General features: G+C 63.7%; 23 protein-coding genes and 1 pseudogene. 9 read left to right on the top strand and 15 right to left on the bottom strand.

Annotated elements, in window-relative coordinates:
• Nucleotides 1-150: 150 nt before the first annotated feature.
• From CCR79_RS13235 to CCR79_RS13200, 8 genes are read left to right on the top strand one after another with little or no spacing between them, the layout of a single operon-like run.
• Entirely contained in the window at nt 151-564 is a 414-nt protein-coding gene (locus CCR79_RS13235; RefSeq protein ID WP_201173945.1) for a TIGR03745 family integrating conjugative element membrane protein, read from the top strand.
• A gap of 9 nt (nt 565-573) precedes the next feature.
• Nucleotides 574-933, top strand: coding sequence for a TIGR03750 family conjugal transfer protein (locus tag CCR79_RS13230; protein WP_238641701.1), 360 nt, complete (start codon nt 574-576; stop codon nt 931-933).
• Nucleotides 930-1,562, top strand: coding sequence for a PFL_4703 family integrating conjugative element protein (locus CCR79_RS13225; protein ID WP_201173944.1), 633 nt, complete (start codon nt 930-932; stop codon nt 1,560-1,562). Before CCR79_RS13230 ends, CCR79_RS13225 begins: the two co-directional genes overlap by 4 nt.
• The gene (locus tag CCR79_RS13220; RefSeq protein WP_201173943.1) at nt 1,559-1,963 is read left to right on the top strand and encodes a TIGR03757 family integrating conjugative element protein; all 405 of its coding nucleotides are present in this window, start codon (nt 1,559-1,561) and stop codon (nt 1,961-1,963) included. Before CCR79_RS13225 ends, CCR79_RS13220 begins: the two co-directional genes overlap by 4 nt.
• On the top strand, nt 1,953-3,002 hold the full coding sequence (locus CCR79_RS13215) for a TIGR03756 family integrating conjugative element protein (RefSeq protein ID WP_201173942.1): 1,050 nt from the start codon (nt 1,953-1,955) through the stop codon (nt 3,000-3,002). Before CCR79_RS13220 ends, CCR79_RS13215 begins: the two co-directional genes overlap by 11 nt.
• Nucleotides 3,003-3,019: 17 nt before the next feature.
• Nucleotides 3,020-4,417, top strand: a complete 1,398-nt coding sequence (locus tag CCR79_RS13210; RefSeq protein ID WP_201173941.1) for an integrating conjugative element protein — start codon at nt 3,020-3,022, stop codon at nt 4,415-4,417.
• Between the two features lie 9 nt (nt 4,418-4,426).
• Nucleotides 4,427-4,747: a histidine kinase gene (locus CCR79_RS13205; protein ID WP_201173940.1), complete on the top strand. Its 321-nt coding sequence runs from the start codon at nt 4,427-4,429 to the stop codon at nt 4,745-4,747.
• A complete protein-coding gene (locus CCR79_RS13200) occupies nt 4,744-6,300 on the top strand; it encodes a conjugal transfer protein TraG N-terminal domain-containing protein (protein WP_201173938.1) in 1,557 nt (518 codons plus the stop codon). Before CCR79_RS13205 ends, CCR79_RS13200 begins: the two co-directional genes overlap by 4 nt.
• 715 nt (nt 6,301-7,015) lie before the next feature.
• On the opposite strand, the gene istB is transcribed toward CCR79_RS13200, so the two are convergent.
• From istB to CCR79_RS13765, 6 genes are all read right to left on the bottom strand, one after another.
• Nucleotides 7,016-7,756 carry an IS21-like element helper ATPase IstB gene (gene istB, locus CCR79_RS13195; protein ID WP_201173935.1) on the bottom strand — a complete coding sequence of 247 codons (741 nt, stop codon included), beginning with the start codon at nt 7,754-7,756 and terminating at the stop codon, nt 7,016-7,018.
• The gene (gene istA, locus CCR79_RS13190) at nt 7,743-9,260 is read right to left on the bottom strand and encodes an IS21 family transposase (protein ID WP_201173933.1); all 1,518 of its coding nucleotides are present in this window, start codon (nt 9,258-9,260) and stop codon (nt 7,743-7,745) included. Before istA ends, istB begins: the two co-directional genes overlap by 14 nt.
• Before the next feature lie 113 nt (nt 9,261-9,373).
• Entirely contained in the window at nt 9,374-10,417 is a 1,044-nt protein-coding gene (locus CCR79_RS13185) for an ATP-binding protein (RefSeq protein ID WP_201173931.1), read from the bottom strand.
• A 217-nt stretch (nt 10,418-10,634) separates the two neighbouring features.
• The gene (locus tag CCR79_RS13180) at nt 10,635-10,853 is read right to left on the bottom strand and encodes a hypothetical protein (protein WP_201173928.1); all 219 of its coding nucleotides are present in this window, start codon (nt 10,851-10,853) and stop codon (nt 10,635-10,637) included.
• Nucleotides 10,840-11,091, bottom strand: a complete 252-nt coding sequence (locus CCR79_RS13175; RefSeq protein ID WP_201173926.1) for a type II toxin-antitoxin system Phd/YefM family antitoxin — start codon at nt 11,089-11,091, stop codon at nt 10,840-10,842. The genes CCR79_RS13180 and CCR79_RS13175 overlap by 14 nt, the downstream gene beginning before the upstream one ends.
• A 100-nt stretch (nt 11,092-11,191) precedes the next feature.
• Nucleotides 11,192-11,314: a hypothetical protein gene (locus tag CCR79_RS13765; protein ID WP_370645267.1), complete on the bottom strand. Its 123-nt coding sequence runs from the start codon at nt 11,312-11,314 to the stop codon at nt 11,192-11,194.
• 131 nt (nt 11,315-11,445) lie between these two features.
• Here CCR79_RS13765 and CCR79_RS13170 point away from each other — a divergent pair, with 131 nt between their 5' ends.
• Nucleotides 11,446-12,447, top strand: a complete 1,002-nt coding sequence (locus CCR79_RS13170) for an Rpn family recombination-promoting nuclease/putative transposase (RefSeq protein ID WP_201173924.1) — start codon at nt 11,446-11,448, stop codon at nt 12,445-12,447.
• A 356-nt stretch (nt 12,448-12,803) separates the two neighbouring features.
• Here CCR79_RS13170 and CCR79_RS13165 read toward each other — a convergent pair whose 3' ends face one another.
• The 9 genes and pseudogenes from CCR79_RS13165 to CCR79_RS13135 form a co-directional block, all read right to left on the bottom strand.
• The gene (locus CCR79_RS13165) at nt 12,804-13,037 is read right to left on the bottom strand and encodes a DUF4351 domain-containing protein (protein WP_201173923.1); all 234 of its coding nucleotides are present in this window, start codon (nt 13,035-13,037) and stop codon (nt 12,804-12,806) included.
• A 241-nt stretch (nt 13,038-13,278) separates the two neighbouring features.
• Nucleotides 13,279-13,719 (bottom strand): type II toxin-antitoxin system VapC family toxin, encoded by a 441-nt coding sequence (locus CCR79_RS13160; RefSeq protein WP_201173922.1) that lies wholly within the window; start codon nt 13,717-13,719, stop codon nt 13,279-13,281.
• Entirely contained in the window at nt 13,709-13,930 is a 222-nt protein-coding gene (locus tag CCR79_RS13155) for a hypothetical protein (RefSeq protein ID WP_096407627.1), read from the bottom strand. The genes CCR79_RS13160 and CCR79_RS13155 overlap by 11 nt, the downstream gene beginning before the upstream one ends.
• A 344-nt stretch (nt 13,931-14,274) precedes the next feature.
• Nucleotides 14,275-14,742: a DUF4351 domain-containing protein gene (locus tag CCR79_RS13150; protein ID WP_338018856.1), complete on the bottom strand. Its 468-nt coding sequence runs from the start codon at nt 14,740-14,742 to the stop codon at nt 14,275-14,277.
• Nucleotides 14,679-14,942 (bottom strand): hypothetical protein, encoded by a 264-nt coding sequence (locus CCR79_RS13930; protein WP_345941504.1) that lies wholly within the window; start codon nt 14,940-14,942, stop codon nt 14,679-14,681. Before CCR79_RS13930 ends, CCR79_RS13150 begins: the two co-directional genes overlap by 64 nt.
• Before the next feature lie 305 nt (nt 14,943-15,247).
• Entirely contained in the window at nt 15,248-15,556 is a 309-nt protein-coding gene (locus CCR79_RS13850; protein WP_201173910.1) for a DUF4351 domain-containing protein, read from the bottom strand.
• A 63-nt stretch (nt 15,557-15,619) separates the two neighbouring features.
• A pseudogene (locus CCR79_RS13755) lies at nt 15,620-15,793 on the bottom strand (type II toxin-antitoxin system VapC family toxin); the annotation flags it as partial.
• Nucleotides 15,794-16,202: 409 nt separating this feature from the next.
• Nucleotides 16,203-16,904: a hypothetical protein gene (locus CCR79_RS13140; protein ID WP_201173907.1), complete on the bottom strand. Its 702-nt coding sequence runs from the start codon at nt 16,902-16,904 to the stop codon at nt 16,203-16,205.
• 1,000 nt (nt 16,905-17,904) lie between these two features.
• Entirely contained in the window at nt 17,905-18,336 is a 432-nt protein-coding gene (locus CCR79_RS13135) for a DUF4351 domain-containing protein (protein WP_201173904.1), read from the bottom strand.
• Nucleotides 18,337-18,369 lie beyond the last annotated feature (33 nt).

Genomic DNA, 18,369 nt, shown 5'->3' with positions numbered 1-18,369 from the left:
GAGTGGCTTTGGTACACGATTCGAGCGGTCATCGTCGTCACGGTTGTCGCCGTCTACGTGCGGCCGGGATGACGGTGTGGGGACGGGTCAATCGGACCCGGTAATTGGGCCATCAAGGCCCGGCGACACTTCCACTGAGGAGGATCAATCATGCCCGCACGCAGCACTTGGCAACGGATCAGGGAAGCCACCCTCTCCCTCTTTCTGCTTGGTCCCGCTGGGGCCATGGCTCAGCAGGGGACTTTGCCCTCCCCCGAGGATCCTGATCATGGGCATGGCGCGGCCGACGAGGACTGGCTCGCCACGATGGAGGGGTACCTGTTCGACGGCGCGGTTGTCCTGGCAACAGTCGTCAGCATTGCCGGCTTTGTCTGGGTGGCCTGGGCCGGGCTTACCAAGTTCAACGAGGCCCGCAATGGTCGGGCTGAGTGGGGCGAGGTCGGCCTGCTCGGCATTGCCGGCGGCGCTTTGCTCCTGGTGATCACGTTCCTGCTGACGACGGCCACCGAGGACGTTATCGACGCCGGCATGACCTTCCATAGCGCCATGCCTGCGGTGGCCTGAGGGTGGACCATGGTGGAGACCGCTGGCGAGCGCCGGATGATGGCGGAGCGACTTAACGAGGAGCCTCCTGTGTTCCGCGGGTGCTCCTCCACCGAACTCGTGGCGATCCTTGTCGCCGGAACCATCTTCTGGCTTCCGGTCGGCATCGCCATCGGCTGGCTATTCGGCCGCGCCATGATGGGCGTCGGGGGCGCCGCCATCATGGTGCTTGCCACGGTCTTCATCGCGGCCACGATCTTCCAGAAGATCAAGAAGGGTCGGCCCACCGGCTACTACCAGCAGCGCTGCCGGCTGGCCCTGCATAGGGCTGGCGTGATGGGCGCGCCGCTCATTCTCCGAAGCGGCATCTGGGACGTGGGGCGCCGATGAGACATCGCAAAGAGATCGACACCTGCTGGGCGCATGTTCGCACACTCCGGGTTTTGGCCTCGGGGCTAGCCCTGGCATGTGCCGGCCTGTGGTGGGGGTGGCATACCGCGCCCGAGGATATTCGGGTCCATCAGACCCCGGAGCTGCGCACGGGCGGGGTGATGGAGGCCGGCGAGATCCCTGAGCCGGTCGTCTATACCTTCACCTTCTACATCTGGCAGCAGCTCTGGCGCTGGGAAGACGACGGCGCCGACGAGTACCCCGAGAATATCTGGCGGCTGCAAAGCTACATGACTCCCCGTTTCCTCCAGGTCCAAGAGGCGGACTTGGAACGACGCGCCCAGAGCGGCGAGCTCGATAACCGATCCCGCTACATCCGCGAGATCCCGGGCGCCCGCTTTGAGCCCGCTCGCGTGGAACGCCTCGGCGACGACACCTGGCAGGTCTTCCTGGACGTCGAGATCCAAGAGTACATCGACGGCGAGCTCGTCAAGGACATTGAGGTGCGCTACCCGCTGCGCATCGTCCGCTTCGAGGTCGACCCCGAAGGCAACCCCTGGGGACTGGCCCTGGACGGATACACCGGCGAGCCCGAGCGCCTGGAGACCCGTGTGGAGGAGCCCGAATGATGCTAAGGGGCCTTCCACTGCTGCTGGTGGTCATACTGGCGCCGCTCACCGGCGCAGCCGCGGAGCGCGTCGAGGTCTTCGTCGCGGACGAGACGCATGCGCGGCAGACCGCCCCTTCGGACGTCACGATCTACCGCGTGGATGAGGCCCAGGAGCGCATCAGCGCTCTTGAGGCGCAGCTGCCCGACCATCCCGATGAGGCGTTGCAAACGGCACGGCGCCTAGTGGATGACACGGAGGAGGAGAAGCTAGAGAGAGCATTACGCGCCGTCGCACTCGCGATCGCGCTGGGGATCGACCAGGTCCCGGCTGTCGTATTCGACCGCACGGCCGTCGTCTACGGCGTCGCGGATCCGGACGAGGCCCGTCAGCACCTGCAGGAGGCTAACGATGACCCTTAAATCGATGGCCCGGCCCGTCTGCGTCGCAGCTGCTCTCATGCTGGGCCTCGTTCCGGCCGCGAGGGCAGAGGTGAACACTATCGACATCACCCAAGACACGATGAGCGCCCTCCCCTCCTGTCTCGATTTCCGCCTCGAGGGGGTGTGCTTTTGGCTCCGTTGCAGCTGGACTGGCTGCTCGATCCGCACCTCGATCCGACTCGGTCACTATATCCCCGACCTCGTGATCTCGGCCTATCACGAGGCCGCAGAAAACCCGTGGCGGGAAATCCGTAAGACGCTTGGGCACGCCCAGGAGCTCGCCTTGGAGCAAGGTTTCGCTGCGCTGATCGATTACGACCCCGGTGAAGGCGCACAACATGACTCCAGGCCGGCGCGGAACCACGCCACGGTGACCTACAAAGAGGCCGACGCGATCGGCCACCCAGCAGCAGACATCGTAGAAGATATACCGCTACCCGAAGGCCCCTGCCCCTCCGCGGCCGACATGATGACGCCCTACTACCAGTCGGCGATCGACGCCATCGAGTGGCGGCTGGGCGTTGTCGAGTTCGTCGCCCACGCCCATAAGCCCTTTCCGGGCATCGAGGAGCTGAGCGAGGACGGCAGCTGGGGCCTCCAGACCTGGGGCGCTGTCTACCCGCGGGTTGGACAGACGCCACAGCCGGAAGACGCCAAGGCCGCGGGGATGGCAGCTTTCCGGGCCGGACACATCACCACCCGGTCGGGGGAACCAGCGCGCGTCTACGACCACCTCTCCAGTGGCGGCACAACCTCCACAGCGGGCTATCGCGTGTGGTTGCCGGATCCGCTCAAGCCGGCCGATGCGAAGACCGGGACTTTCCAGATGCACCATCCGCGCTCGGAGAGTTCCTGCGAGATTCTCGGCGTCGATGACCGCTTCGACGGGCTCGACGGCTGGGCCGGGGGAACATCCTCGTCACGCACCGATCTGGACGGCGACTACGTCTGGTCGATGTGGCGGCGGTATTCCTGCTGCGAACGGGAGGGATCCTTCATCACCTCCGTGAGCTGGTAACAAGGGGATAGTCAGCCATGCGTCGAGTAGTAAGCCTTGCAGCCATCGCCCTTGCGGCCCCATCCGCTGTGCTCGCCAACGAGCCCCTCACGCCTCCAGAGGACGACGGCGTGTGGTACTACGAGATCGGTGGGGCTAAACCGTGGAACCCTCCCCTGCAACCCAACGTCACCACCATGGACCTAGGCTTCGGGTCTAAGTTGAGCGCCGGCTACTCCTGCGGTGAATTTGACCCGGTTACAACCGTTCGCAACCAGCTCCAGGAGGTGGCCGACGGGGCCGATGCCATGGTCGATGAAATGGTGGACGCGGCGAATGCCGCCGTCGCATCCCTGCCAGCACTCGTGCTCCAACGAGCCCACCCTGGCCTCTACGACCTCATGCAGAACACGCTCCTGCGCGCTGAGGAGACCCTCGAGCTCGCCACCAAGAGCTGTGAGCAGATCGAGCAAGAGCTGGCCGAAGGGGAGACCAACCCATACTCCGACCTGGTAACCCTGTCCAAGGGTGACGAATGGCAGGTACAGATGGGGGTCGAGGACGACATCGTCCGAGCGGAGGAGCATGTCGAGGAGAACGCCGCCGACAGCGGCCTGATCTGGTACGACGGCACCCCCGGCAGCGGCGGGGAACGCCGCGGCGGCGAAGGCCAGCCTCCAGTCGAGCCCGTCAGCGATGCACTGGATGCGGGCTACCAGACCATCATGCAAGGGGCCCCGGCCGGTGACGACACGCGCATGGAAGAAATCTGGGAGCCGGAGCCTGGGAACACGACCGTAGACCAAATCCAGGACTGGGCCGTAGGCGACCCCGATGCGGGCGAGCCCGGTGTCCTGGGGGATTCCAAGTTGTGGACCGGCGAGCATGAACAGAGCGAGTCCCTACCCGGTCACGGCATCGTTCCTCAACTCGAAACCGAACGCGAAAGCGTGCAAGACGACATGGCCGAGCTCCTGCAGGCCATGGAGGATGACGCCCTCACCGAGGACCACCTCGCCGACCTACAGGCACCGGGAGTCGGCTTCACCCCACAGCTCGCGCAAGCCCTCGACGAAATGCCCTCCCAGGAACGCCAGCTGGCCGCCGGGCGCCTCGCCCAAGAGATCAGCATGGCGCGGACCATGGAGCGCGCCCTATCAGTGCGCCGGATGCTGCTCACCGGCCGCGGCGAGCCCACGATCGCACGCGCCGGCCCGGCACAGGACAAGATCGACGACGCCCTGGACGAACTCGACGATGAGATCGAGAACCTAATGCTGGAGATCGAAGCCCGCCGAACGGTCGTTTCACACACCTCTGAGCACCTGCTCCAGGAAGGCGAGCGTCGGCGTGACGCCTCTCGGGGCGCCATTGCCCCGACGCCGGTGCCGGAGCAACGCATCCGCGACGGCATCCCTGAGGAGCTCGACGATTAGGAGACGGCGATGCTGCGCACCTGGCTAGGGCTGATTCTCCTGTTTGCGGTGGCGATCATCGGCACCCTCCTCTGGTATGCCGTAGAGCCCGCCGGCGTGATCGAGCAACGACTCGCCCAGCTCGAAGGGGTGCTCATCCTCTGGCGTCTTGGCCTGATCGCTGCGGTCGTTGCGGCCTGGCCTTGCGCTGTCGAGTTCCTTGGGAACCACCTGACGCCGCACCAGCGGCTGCTCCTGCACGACGCCCGCTGGCAGGTGGCCCTGTGGCTGTTGGTCCTGGAGGCCCTGCTCGGCCAGGACCTGATACCTCGGCTGGTGAGGCTGCTATGAACGTCCAGCATCCGCTCGAAGCCTTCACCCTCGTATTCGCGTGGATGCAGTACGAGACGATCTGGGAGATTCTGACGGGGACCGGGATCGCCTACATCCCGTTCCTCGTCTTTCTCGTCCAGGCGTTCTCCGATGCCTACACGGGCATGGAGGCGAAGGCCGGAGCGAAGCGCAGTGTCCACGCCATGGAGCTGCGCATCATCATGGCGTTCTCCGTCGTGGTGCTGGCAGCGCAGCCGATGATCGAGCTACAAACATCCGTGCTTGAGTACGAGGATCCCTGTGGCACGAATTCCGACCCGGCGGATACGCCCTACCACGACGTCTTCGACAACTACATCACCCCGGCGCAGGTGCCGGCGTGGTGGTACGGGACACTGGCGATCGGCAGCGGCATCACGGGAGCGGCCATTGACGGGCTCGGCTGCCCCAAGGATTACGTTCAGACGCGGCTCGACTTCGACCGGCAGCGGATCAACGACGAGCAGGTGGCCGCCGAGGTCGAGCAGTTCGTCGAGGACTGCTTCATTCCGGCACGCTCGCGTTATCAGCGTGAGCGTCCGGATGTGGACCCGCTTCTCGATGACTACGGCGAGGACGATCCACAGTACATCGGATCCTACGTCTACCTGAACACCTACTATCAGCGCTACCAGGCATCAAAGCCGGTTGAGGGGTGGGACTACGAGGAGCAGCGCAGCGGCGCCTACTACGACGACAACCACCCTCCTCCGCATGGTCGGCCCTATTGCCACGAGTGGTGGACCGGCAACGCCGACGTCGGCCTCGATGGCCCCGGCTTGCGCGAACGGATCCTCGAGCAGATGGAACCGGGGTTCTGGGATCGGCTCCACGAGGTGTGGGCAGACTTCGCTGACGGAACCGAGCAGTACGAGGTCGAGGATGCGATGATCCAGCGGATCATCCAGAACGAAGCGAGCAGCGCGCCGATCGCCTCCGCCGACCTGGTCGCGACCGACGAAACCGCTGGGCAGGGCCTGCACGAGCGGGTCTTCTCGACCGTCGCGGTCGGGCTGGGCACAGCCTGGTACGATACGGTCGAGCACGGGCCAATGATGTACACGATCCGTTCGGCCGCACCCATGATCCAGTCCTTCCTGCTCATGGGCATCATCATGTTGCTGCCCTTCCTGCTGATCATCTCCCTCTACAGCTGGCAGACCGTGTTCGTCGCGACCTTCGGGATCGTGCTGATCAAGGTGTGGGACTACCTGTGGTCCGTCTCGATCTGGCTCGAGGAGAACATGGTACGGGCCATGCACCCTGACACGCTCTCCTACCTCGCGGCGAGCAACGTCGGCAACCTCCTCAGCCCCGACGGCGGAACCCAGGGGACGATGCTTATGATCATCACCGGGCTCCTGCACATCGGGTTGCCGCTGGTCTTTACGACCTTGATGGGCTGGGGGGGATACAAGGCTCTTAACCAGATCAACGCTGCGAGCTCCTCGACCACTGGTTCCGTGCAGAACGCCGGAACGCGCAGCGGTCAAGGAGCAATCAATGAAGGGAGGAAGCAAGCGAACATATAGAGTTCACCATGCGTCCCTTCGCGTTTCCGGCGGTTCATAAGGCCAACCCATGAGATAATCGTCCATTGATTTCATTTCCTTTATAGCGTAAATCTCGCTCTCGCCGGCGTGGTTTTGATGTTCTGCAGGGGGGGCTGGGTTCGTTCTCGCCCGTTCGCATACGTTACGAGCACCTAGAGAAACGAGCTCGCCGCCAAACCCCGCCACCGCTTCTGTAAGTCGCGGTAGCCCCCGCGCCCAACGCCGGAGGCCATGACGGAGCCCTTGGTGGTAGATGCCAACCCCCAGCTGGACAAGAAGCCAGAGCATAAAGATAAGTGCGATGAGGACGATGAGTTCCATAGCCCACCTCCGCGGCAGAGATACATCTATGCCGTTTCTTAATCAACGCCTACTTGAACGCTGTATGTCAAGGCTCCTGGAGCCTGTCATCTCGACCGACTTTATGGGCCAAAGCCTTGTCGAGAGCGCACCGCCCCCTCTCGACGCCCGATTAGCGCTCTACTCGGCACTGACCGCCACAAGGTTCAATTCGCCCCCAGAATCCCACGCGCCGGACTGCGGCAAATAAATCCAGCTTGCTCGCTCGGACCATGAGGGGCAAGGTCACGCGCTACGAGGCGCCACCCTGCGTGGACTTTTCGCGGCCTTGAATGTCAATGGCCACCGTCTTGGACCCACTTTTGGACATTAAAATTGACCCACCTTGCCGGTCTCAGCCGGCGGTCTTCTCCTTGAGTCGGTAGCTCTCACCTCCGAGCATGTAGATCGATGAGTGGTGGATGACCCGATCGATGATCGGGACGGCGACGTTGTCGTTGTGGAAGAACTCGCCCCAGTCGGTGAAGTCCTTGTTGGTGGTCAGGATCAGCGAGCGGTACTCGTAGAAGGCGTGCACCAGCTGGAAGAGGTTGTAGCGCGCCTGGCGGCTCATCGGCAGGTAGCCGAGTTCGTCGATGAGCAGCAGGTCGAAGCGCGTCAGCTGGGCGATCTTCTTCTTGAGCTCGCCCTTCATCTCGGCGATCTCCAGCTCCTCGACCAGCTCCAGGGCGTTGCGAAAGAGCACCTTGTAACCGGCATCAAGGGCCTTGTCGGCGATGCCCACGGCCAGGTGCGTCTTGCCGACGCCGGGCGGGCCGATGAACACCAGGTTCTGCCGGTTGTCGATGAAGCCGAAGTCCAGCAGCGCATTGACTTGGCGCTTGGTGATCGTCGTCTGGTGGCGGTAGTCGAACGCTTCCAGGCGCTTGCCCGCGGGTAGGCGGGCACGGCGGCGGTTCCCGTCGAGGCGCTTGTGCTCGCGGACCTGCTGCTCGCGCTCGGCAAGCTGCTCGGCGAAGTCGAGGTAGGAGGCTGCGTTGGCCTCGGCGTGGGCGAGCAGCTGCGGGAGCTCGTCGGCGATCGCCGTGCAGCGCAGATTGCGGTAGCGGCCCACGGTCTGCTCAAGACGGCTCATGGGTCACCTCCGTTTGGCCACCCGGGTGGCCAAGGTGCGCGTAGGCGGCCAGGGAGACCGGCGATGCCGGGGCCTCGGACGGCGGAGGCGTTGCATCGCGGCCACGCTGCTCGGCGCGGTGATAGGCCTCGAGGTAGTCTCGGACCCGCGTGGCCGTCAGCCCCTCGCGCTCGGCCAGACGCTCGAGCACATCGCTCGGCGGCAAAGGCCTGGCCTCGAGCATACGACTGACCGCCGCGACCTGATCACGGTAGATGCGCGGATCACAGGCGCGCAGCCGGGCGCAGAGCCGCTCGCCGAGATCGGCGCCGACGCGCTCGGCGATCGCCCCCTCCAGCTCGGCGATGTGCCGGGCCCGATCTCGGTAGTGGTGGCTGTTGCGCACGGTCTGGCCCTTGCCGGTGGCCACTGGATGAGTGGCCACGATCTCGCCGGTCTCCAGGTCGACGATGTGCAGCTGCCCCCTGTCCTCCTGAACGCCGACCTCGCCACGCTGGTAGGCCATCGGCACCGAGTACTTGTTCGCCGACCAGGCGATCAGACCCGTCTTGTCCACCTTACGGGTGGCCAGCGCGGCCTTGGCCTGGTCCAGCCACTCCGGCGTCAGGTAGGGCCGCAGGTGCGCCCGCTCCTCGGCCTCGAAGTGCTCCTGAGGCTGGCGCTGCGTGGTGCCGTGGACGCGGACATTGGCCACCTCGTCAAGCCACTGCTGGACATGGGCGCGCAGGTCCTGCTCGTCGGCGAAACGTTCGCCGTAGAGGCAGTCGCGTTTGACGTACTTCACGCCGGCCTCGACCTTGCCCTTGCTCTCCGGGTCGTAGCCGCGGCAGGCGTGGACATGGAACCCGGCAGCGCTGGCGTAGGCGTGGAAGCGCTCGTTGACCGTCAGCTCCCGAAACTGCTCGGCGATGACCACCATCTTCGTCTGGTCGTAGACGCACTCCTCGGGAGCCCCGCCGAAGGCGCGCAGGGCCTCGTCGTGCATGCCGATGAACGCCTCGGTATCGATCGGGCGCAACGAGACCGCCACGTGCATCCGCCGCGAGTACGAGAGCACGAAGACGACGAAGTACACCGTCCGGGACTCGCCGCCGATCTCCACGCCGCGCAGCTCGCCGGGATCGACCTGGCACTGAACGCCCGGCACCAGGTCGAGCACCGGCTCGTAGTAGCGCGGCTGCGCCACCGGGATGCTCGCACGCACCTGCTGCAGGTAACGGCGCAGGGTGCGATCGGAGACGTCGATCTCGCCGAGCTTCTCACGCAGCTTGCGTGCGACCTTCACGGCGCTGAGCTTGGGGTAACGGCGAAGCAGGTATTCAATGAACGGCCGATGCTCGTCGAGCCGGTGACGCCGCGGCTGAGCTCGCTCGAAGACGATGTCCGCCGGCGACTGTGCGAGGTACTTGCGCACCGTGTTCCGGGACACCCCCAGCTCTCGGGCGATAGCGCGGATCGATAGTCCGCGGCCTTCGTCGTAAAGCGCTTTGATCTTGTGAATCACGACCCACTCCTTCACAGCTCCCGTCTCCACCGCTCAGTTCGGCAGCCGACGGTATGGTCATTCGTGGCCAGGGGCCACCCGAGGGTGGGTCAATTTTCTTGGCCAGCCGTGGGTCAGTTTACGGGGCCGCTAACAGCATCGCGGGTCACCGTCGCCCCGGCCTTGATCTCCACCGGCTGCAGGCGTCCACCGCGCTCGATCACCAGGTCGACCTCGCGCCCGGCCCGATCGCGCCAAAAGTAGAGATTGGAAGGGCGTCCGGCGTTCCAACGCGCCTTCAGGTGCTCGGCGACCACCCAAGTCTCGAATAGTGCGCCGCGTAGCGGGTGGGTGTCGATCTGCTGCGCAGACTCGATCCCGAGCAGCCAGGACGCCAAGCCGGTATCGAGCATATAGAGTTTCGGCGTCTTGACCAGGCGCTTGTTGAAGTTGTTGTGGTGCGGCGGCAGCCGATGGATGATGTAGCTGGCCTCGAGCACGGAGAGCCACTCCCGGATCGTGTTGTGGCTGACGCCGGTCTCCTCGGCGAGGGCCGATTGGTTGAGCAGCTGCCCGGTCCGTCCCGCCGTCAAGCGCAGGAAGCGCTGGAACAGGGTCAGGTCGCGGACGCCGAGTAGCTGACGGACGTCGCGCTCAAGGTAGGTCTGGACGTAGGAGCCGTACCAGAGGGCGGGCTCCACGGGGCGGTCGTAGATCGGCGGGTAGCCGCCCCGCCAAAGCGCCTCGTTGAGCTGCTCCGGCAGCTGCTGCGCGGCCTGGAGCTCGTCGCGCGCGAACGGCAGGAGCGCCAGCATGCCGACTCGTCCGGCGAGGCTCTGGGTCACGGCCGAGACCATCCCGAACTGTTGTGAGCCGGTCAGGATCCACTCGCCGAGCCGACCGCTCTGGTCGACGCGTCCCTGCAGGTAGGAGAGCAGCGCCGGACAGCGCTGGACCTCGTCCAGAACAGCCCCTCCCGGAAATTGGGCGAGGAAGCCACGCGGGTCGTCGGTGGCGAACTCCCGCTGGTCCGGGTCCTCCAGGGAGGTGTAGGGGTGGTCCGCAAAGAGCGCCCGGACGAGGGTGCTCTTGCCGGATTGGCGGGGCCCGGTGACGGCGACGACCGGGAAGCTGGCAGCCAGCTGCTCGAGCGTGGCCTGGGCGTGCCTAGGAATCATGTGCTGATTGTAAGCGGCACTTACAATTAGCACAAAGCTTGGCGCGTGCAACGCGGTTAGGCGCACGGTTCCGAGTCCACCGTGCAGATCTTGCAATTGTCCTTGCTAGATCCCGTAGTACCACCAATGCCACGCGACGGGCCGCGACACGCCCTCCTCGACGCGGACCTGCGGCCGGTAGTCGGTATCCTGGATCAGGTCGGTGATATCTCGGTGGTCAATCGTCGATGAGCTTCAGCCCGTAGGGCCGGTAGTCGGCAAAGGCGCTGTCGGCGGAGAGTAGGGTGAGGTGCTCCTGGATGGCGCAGTGGATGAGCAGCCGGTCGAATGGGTCGCGGTGGCCGAGGCAGCCATGATGCGAGGCGGAATGCGCTTCGGCGCCATGAGGAACCAGAGCAGGATGTGGGTATCCGCGAGGCACCTCATGGCCCGCCAATCATGTCCTCATCGCTCAAGGCACTGTCCTCGTGGAACGCGAAGGAGGCCCGCTCCTGCAACAGCCCCGGCTTGAGGGCGGTGCTTTGCTGCTGGCGATATTTCTCGTAGGGCACGAGGACGGCCACCTTCTCGTGTCCGCGGCCGAATTCCAGCACGAACTCTTCGCCCTCGGTGCGGATCCGCTCGAGGATCTCCGAGAGGTGCGCCTTCATCTCCCCGACTTGGACGGTGCGCATGGCGACGACCTCACAGTGGGATCCTCTATAAAATTGCTGCGAGAATGACAACTTGTCAAGTTGATGTCTTTGCACTCATCGCCTTCGTTTGGCCCTGCCTCTAGACCCCGTAGTACCACCGATACCACGCAACGAACCGCCGCACGCCCTCCTCGACGCTAACCTGCGGGCGGTAGCCGGTGTCCCGGGCCAGGTCGGTGATAGCTAAGTGGGTGTCGGGCACGTCGCCGGTCTGCAGGGGCGGGTAGCGCTTCTCGGCCTCGATGCCGAGCTCGCGCTCGAGGACCTCGGACGAAACCGATGACCAGAAAAAGGCGGACGTGGTACTTTCGATCTAAGCGGACGGAGACCGCCATGACGGCGCAAGAGCACGACCCCGGCTACAAGCGGCTCTTCTCCCAGCCGGAGATGATCCGGGAGCTGCTCGTCGACTACGTCCGCGAAGACTGGGTCCGCGAGCTCGACTTCTCCGCCCTGGAGAAGCAGAACGGCTCCTACGCCACCGAGGACTATCGCGACCGGCACGACGACGTGATCTGGCGGGTGCGCTGGGGCGAGGACTGGCTCTACGTCTACCTGCTGCTCGAGTTCCAGAGCGGGATCGACCGCTTCATGGCGGTGCGCATGATGACCTACGTCGGCCTGCTCTATCAGGATCTCATCACGCAGGGCAAGCTCACCGTCGAGCGCCGGCTGCCGCCTGTCCTGCCCGTGGTGCTCTACAACGGCGAGCGGCGCTGGTCGGCAGCGGCCGACATCGAGGAGCTGATCCAGTACGTCCCCGGCGGACTCGAGGCCTACCGGCCACAGATGCGCTACCTGGTCCTCGATGAGAAGGCGCTGCTGGAGCAGGAGGACTCCCTAGAGCTGCGCAACCTGGTCCACGCCCTGTTCCGGCTCGAGCACAGCCGGGATCCGCAGGAGATGCTCGCGATCATCGGCACGCTCGGCGAGTGGCTGCACCAGCCGGAGCAGCGCCGGCTGCGCCGCGAGTTCGCCCTCTGGGTGCAGCGCGTGCTGCTGCGCCGCAAGCCCTTCGCCGAGCAACCGCCGCCTCAAGGGCAAGAGATCCAAGATCTGGAGGAGGTACAAGAGATGCTGGCTGAGCGCATGAACCAGTGGGAAAAGGAGTGGGAGCAGAAGGGGCACCAGAAAGGCCGGCAGGAAGGCCGGCAGGAAGGACGTCTGGAAGGCGAGGCGGGATTGCTCCTATGGCTGCTTGAGCAGAAGTTTGGTGAGGGAACTGTCGAGCCCTACCGGCAGCGGATCGAGCAGGCGGATGAAGAGACGATCAAGCGCTGGTCTACCAACATCCTCACCGCCGAACGGATCGAGGGCGTCTTCCAGGAGAGCTGAGCCAATCTCCGCACCGGGGGGGGGGGGGGGTTTCACTCCAGTCTTGCGACCGGAGCCAGCGCCTTCCCCTCCACAGGCAGACACCGTTGCGAGCAGACCCTGGAGCGGCTGCTCGGGGTCCTGGAGCGCCGGGGATGATCACCCTGCCGCGCTCGGGGCGTTATCCAAATCTGTGTGGGTGACGGCTTCATCAGGTCAGGCCGCGGCAGCACTAGATGTTGTGCGATAGGGTCACGCCGGCGGACGGCTACCCCACTAAAAGCCGTTGACACCCCCACAATTCGCGAAGGGGCCGATTTTCTAGGCGTCAGGACCTACGAATTGCGCACCAACCAGCGATAATGCCTGTCTGCCACCTACCCCGTGCCGAAGACATCCTCCACGCACTCGGCATCGAGAATCCGGTCCAGCCACATCTCCAGTTCGCCGACCGCGACGCGCTCGACGCGGGCCCGCGATGCCTCCCTGGCCTCCGGGCCGAACTTGCGCTCGATCAAACGGAGCAACGTCTGCGCCGCAGCCTGCCGACGGCCCTCTTGCCGACCTTCTTGTCGACCCTCCTGCCTTGAGCGGCTTACGATGCCGGTCATGATGGCTTCCTCCTCGGGGTAGCGCTGCTTGAACAGTTCCTGCCAGATGCTGCCGGTACGACTCGGCTCCGGCCTGCCAGTAAAGGTACTGGAAGCTCAGGTACGTGTGCTGATCCCCGGCAAGCTCAAGCCGTGTGGGCACCGGGCGTGCGGAGAGGAAGATAACCACCGGCGCCTCACGGGGGTAGTCGACGATGAGGCTCTTGAAGTCCTGATCGTAGTCGGGGGTCTGCTGGTGGTTTTATGTAATAGACTCTATGCTGATGTAATTTTCGAACCGCTTGAAATCCGTCACGTTATGAGTGAGTAGAGCGGGGACGCCGACGGCCATCATGGTTGCGACTATGTTAGCGTCATGAACCTGTTTGCCGCCTATAGAAAAATCGGTCATGAGCGCCTGAAGGTGTTCCGCCACGGCACCTGTATCGTCGGCCACCTCAAAATGTTCCTCAAAGTAACGCAATCGCTGCACGATAATCTCAGGCGTTGCAGCGTGTGCAAAGGGCTGCGGGCGTGATCGCACAGCAGCGAACTCGCGCAATATTTGCCGGCTTATCCATAGCGCCCGTCCCTGTTGACGGGCGATTTTCAGCTTGCCCAGTGCCTGCGTGTGTAGCGGCGCTTCGCCGATATTGGCATAGACCAGCACATTGGTATCGACGAAAAGGGCGTTATCGTCCATCGTCGCCGTAGATATCTTCGCGGCGCAGACTCAAATACTCCGGCCAATGGCCGATGTGATCTACCGGGAAATCCTGCAGCTTCTCTTCTTTTCTACATCCGGCATAAGTGCGACTGCGTAAGAAATCAATGAAATTTTCCACTTCCAGGATGCGTTCAGGGGGAAGTTGCCTGAGCTTTTCGATCACGGCTTGTGTCTTCTGGGTATGCATTATGGGCTTCCTGAGTTACCTGCGTGAGCCAATACGCGTCATTGAGAACGGGGGCTCCTCTCGTGCTGTCTCCAGCCTACTCTCGGATAGCATTGTTCAGCTAACTATACCATTCACCAAGCCTGATTGCTCTGGCTGCCTGTTCTCCCACGTCCACGGCAAAGGCCTCTTTATTTACCCTCAGCCCCCCCCTTCTAACGTCGCCACGTCTCCGAGTGTTGGCGTAGTGAGCGCACCCAGTCGACGTACCTACGCGTTCCGACAACCCTGGCGGAGTGGGCCTTGGCGCTCAATTCGCCGAGTATACGGAGGAAGCTCTCCGCGATCTGCTGATGGGTCGAGCTCTAGCTCTGGCTGTCCAAGACCTCATCGGCGTTGTCGGCCTGGAAGACGCGGTCGGACCAGGCCCACAGGGTGTTCTCGTCGGCAGAGCGGATACGTTCGAGTTGCTGATCGTTCAGCGGGCCGAACCGCCTCTCCAGCATCCGTGCGAGCATCTTGGCCTCGCCCTCCAGTCTGCCCTCTTGCCGACCCTCCTGCCTTGAGCGGCTTACGATGCCGGTCATGATGGCTTCCTCCTCGGGGTAGCGCTGCCTGAACAGTTCCTGTTCATTTTCATCGAGCTGCGCGTAGTTGTCGACGAAATCCGCATACTTGAGCCGTCTGTTCGGGTCCGGCTCCAGGGTCTCGAGCCCCTGGAGTGCGCTGGCGCGGGCTTCGAGCTTCTCGTCGGTGCCTTCCCAGTGCATCAACGGCAGGCACAGGCGGGCGACGATGTTGCTGCTGTTACCTCGCGCTCGCCGTTCGACCATTCGATGTGCAGTGGGGTGTCGAGGGCTCGGTAGTGGTGACGCAGCCGCTCCTTGAGCTGTTCCTGACGGATGGGGAGCACGCGCACGGATTCATCGAGGCGTACCGCCTCCTGGCTGGCGAAAAAGGCGATCGCCTCACGGGGGTAGTCGACGATGAGGTTCTTGAAGTCCTGGTCGTAGTCGGGGGTCTGCTGGCTCATCGGGTGTTTCTGCCATCCAGTGGGAATCGAGCGGGTCCCGGCTGTGCTCGAGCCGGAACAGGGCATGGACCAGGTTGTGCAGTTCCGCGGAGCTGTCCTGCTCGAGCAGCGCCTTCTCATCGAGGGTGAGGTAGCGCATCTGCGGCCGGTAGGTCTCCAGCCCGCCGGGGACGTGCTGGATCAGTGCCTCGATGTCGGCCGCCGCCGACCAGTCCGGAGGGTCAGCGTACCACGCTCGCCTCGGGGCTCTGGAGCATGTCGCCCACGTGATATCGCCTCGAGGAGGGGCCCTGCGCGAGGTGGGGTCAGCTCTGGCTGTCCAAGACCTCATCGGCGCTGTCGGCCTGGAAGACGCGGTCAGACCAGGCCCACAGGGTGTCCTCGTCGGCAGAGCGGATACGTTCGAGTTGCTGATTGTTGAGCGGGCCGAACCGCCTTTCCAGCATTCGTGCGAGCATCTTGGCCTCGCCTTCCAGTCGACCCTCTTGCCGACGCTCTTGCCGACCCTCCTGCCTTGAGAGGCTTACGATGCCGGTCATGATGGCTTCCTCCTCGGGGTAGCGCTGCTTGACCAGTTTCTGTTCATTCTCATCGGGCTGAGCGTCGCTGGCCACGAAGTCCGCCTACTTGAGCCGCTTGTTCGGGTTGGGTTCGAACTCGCCGAGGCCTGGCTCTATCTAGACGGTACGGATAGGCCCCGGATACTGCGCGAGCTGATGATCGCTGGTCAGCAGCGTATAGCCCTCGACATCAGCCTGCGCGATCAGCATGCGGTCAAAGGGATCCTTATGGAGGTCTGGAAGGCTGCCTACGGCGAGGGCATGGGCGCCACGGATCGCTAACTCCTCGTAAGTGCCACTTACAATCAGCACAAACCATGGCGCGTACAACACCGCGTACAACGCGGTTAGGGGCACGTTCAGAGTCCACCGTTCAGAGCCTACTCGGCGGTCGGATGCAGCACATCCCTGTCGGTGGTCAAATGCTACGCACTTGCGGGCTGCGCGGCGCTTCGCTCGCACGTTCTCCAATAAGCCCCACATGGCGCGCCAAGAGGCGGCCCACCGCCCCCGGGTGACCGGCAGACGACACCGCCCCCTGTGTCCGGTTACGGCGTCAGGACACATTCCCACGCGCGTTGTGGGTCTTCCAGAGCAATGCCGGGTAGCTCTGCACAAGAGCCGTGAGCCGCGGATCCAGATCGAGCACCTCGGCGCGAATCTCACCGTGGTCCAGAATTCTGTCCAGAAAATCTCAGACTCATGCCACCTCGCTCCAGCGCTGCTCGGCCAAGGCCTGCGGGACGACAAGATTCCATTCGGCGATGAACCGGGTCCGCCCGCAGTCCCGGCGGCTGACATACCGCGGTTGCCGCGGCCGCTTCTCCCGCAAGATCCGTAGGTGCTCCTCCTGGACCATCAAGCTCTCTCGATGCAGATCAAGAAACCAACCCACCTTGCCCACCGTCGTGGCGTTACCGAGAAGCAGTGCATACTCCACCACTTGGTCCAGGTCGAAGAATTCAACCATCTCCACCGAGCGCCAGAGTTCTTCCCAGCCGCCGCATAGTTCGGGGCGGTCCAGCACGTCAACCAGTGTGCGCTCCAATCCGGTTACCCGTACGCTCTGCCCGCTCCGATCATGCTCCTCCACTCCAAAGAACAGGTCTCCGCTCTGCTGCAGCACCTTCGGAAACCGCACGGCCCGGAACCGCCAGCCCCGAAAGGTGGTCGTGCGCGCTGCTCGAGCCGTTTGGTATTGAAGCTCGGAAAAACCGGAATAGGCACGGCCGTGGAACTCCAGTGCCGTGTGGTACGCAAGAACCGCGTCGTCCGTCATCTTTGCAGCAACGAGGAATGGGTCGACGGTACAGTTCTCGGGCGTCTCCCCGGCTCGCACCACCCAGTAGAGGCCACGACGAACCGGCAGGATGCGGCCTCGCTGCCGGTAGTATCCGAGCAAAGAGTCACGGCTGCTCGGAGCCAGGTTAAGCGTGGATCCGAACTCGTCCGCAGTGAAGACCCGATGTGTCGCCAGGAACGAAGAAGCAGTCACCGTTTACTTGCTCACAATGCGCATACCTTGCAAATAGTTTGCTAGGTTTGCTTAACAGCATCAAGTCGCGCCACTCCTTACGCATCATTTTCTTGACGTCCTCTCGCCGTGAACGACGAGGATGGCAAGGACGCCGTCTGGCCGCGAATAAGTCCGCGCTATCCGCTACACGCTCCCCGCATAGGAAAAGCATCGTGAAACAATAAGATACGGGCGCCTCCGGCCTCGTTGGTACAGCTCGTCGTAACAAGAGGCAAGGCGCAGGCGGAAGCGATCTGCGTCGGGCGGCTGAGTGTGCTCAGCAGCGCCCGAGGCCGAGTCGTGACACCGGTCGCCCGGAAAGCGAGTTCTTCCTGAGTCGGGCAGCTGAGTGGTGTCAGCGATCCCCAGATCCGGCCGGCTGAGTGCGTTCAGCAGAATGCTATAGACGGCGGAACGAATCCAGGCGGAATCGAGGTAAAAACCGACCGCCTCAGACTCGCCTGCTTCGGCCTTTTCGGTTCTCGATAAGGAAGCTGTCGGGCCTGCGAGAGCAAATCGTGAGCCAGCGCCATGACCACTTCCCTGTGCTACCAGCTTTAATTCTCCAGCCAGATATGAGGTAACCATCGCCCCCGACTGGTGAGCGTCGCAGCCACTCCAGCTCGTCACGCCGCTCTTCTTTCGAGCCGTACTGAGCGTTCCGCTGGCGCTCGTACTCCGGCGACCCACCTCGACGCCTCACCGCCTGCCTCGCCGAGACCCCGTAGTACCACCGATACCACTCGACTCGACGAACCGCCGCGCGTCCTCCTGGGTATCCCGCTTGTTGCGCCGTGCCTGCTCGGCAGTCGTTTGCTCCGGTCCGCAAGTGTCGCAGACAGAGAGTAAGAAGGAAGCTCTCCGCGATCTGCTGATGGATCGAGCGTCAGCTCTGGCTGTCCAAGACCTCATCGATGCTGTCGGCATGGAAGACGCGGTCGGACCAGGCCCACAGGGTCTGCTCGTCGGCAGAGCGGATACGTTCGAGTTGCTGATCGTTCAGCGGGCCGAACCGCCTCTCCAGCATCCGTGCGAGCATGTGAGCTTCGCCTTCCAGCCGACCCTCCTGCCGGCCCTCTTGCCGACCTTTCTTCAGGCCTCTCTGCTCCCACTCCTTCTCCCACTCGTTCATGCGCTCGGCGAGCATTTGTTGTACCTCCTCCAGATCCTGGATCTCTTCGCCTTGCAGTATAGATCGCTCGGCGAACGGCTTGCGGCGCAGCAGCACGCGCTGCACCCAGAGGGCGAACTCGCGACGCAGCCGCCGCTGCTCGGGGTGATCGAGCCAGCGGCAGAGCGTGGCGATGATCGAGAGCATCTCCTGCGGAAGCTACTTGGGGGTTCTGGCGAG

This window comes from Halorhodospira halophila, assembly GCF_016653405.1.
Taxonomy (GTDB): Bacteria; Pseudomonadota; Gammaproteobacteria; order Nitrococcales; family Halorhodospiraceae; genus Halorhodospira; species Halorhodospira halophila_A.
This window is presented reverse-complemented; position numbering and strand designations above follow the sequence as displayed.